Raw genomic sequence first — 386 nt, 5'->3', positions numbered from 1 at the left:
GTTCGCCGGTGGTGTGTTCGCCGGTCCGATCGCCGCCCACGCCGCCACCCCGGCCGTGGACGCCAAGCCCGTCGCGGTGGCGGTGCAGACCGGTGCGCCGAAGCCGCAGGGCGAGCAGTCGCACATCACCCTCAACGGTGAGCAGACCGCGAACGTCAAGGCGATCATCGCCGCGACGAAGAAGGCTGGCCTGCCCGAACGCGCCGCGGTGATCTCGATCGCGACGAGCTTGCAGGAGTCGAAGCTGGAGAACCTCGGCCACCTGGGTGACGCCAACGACCACGACTCGTTGGGCCTGTTCCAGCAGCGCCCGAGCTCCGGTTGGGGCACGCCGGAACAGATCACCGACCCGGCCTACTCCACCACCGCGTTCCTCAAGGGCCTCA

1 protein-coding gene is annotated in these 386 nt (G+C 69.4%); it reads left to right on the top strand.

Features of this window, described 5'->3' with window-relative positions; genetic code table 11:
- Nucleotides 1–386, top strand: a 386-nt coding sequence (locus F8271_RS31910; protein WP_151493458.1) for a hypothetical protein, incomplete at both ends; no start/stop codon positions are given.

Origin of the sequence: Micromonospora sp. ALFpr18c (assembly GCF_008868155.1) — a bacterium.
GTDB lineage: Bacteria > Actinomycetota > Actinomycetes > Mycobacteriales > Micromonosporaceae > Micromonospora.
Note: the sequence above shows the minus strand (reverse complement) of the source record. Positions and strands in the feature narration are given on the sequence as shown.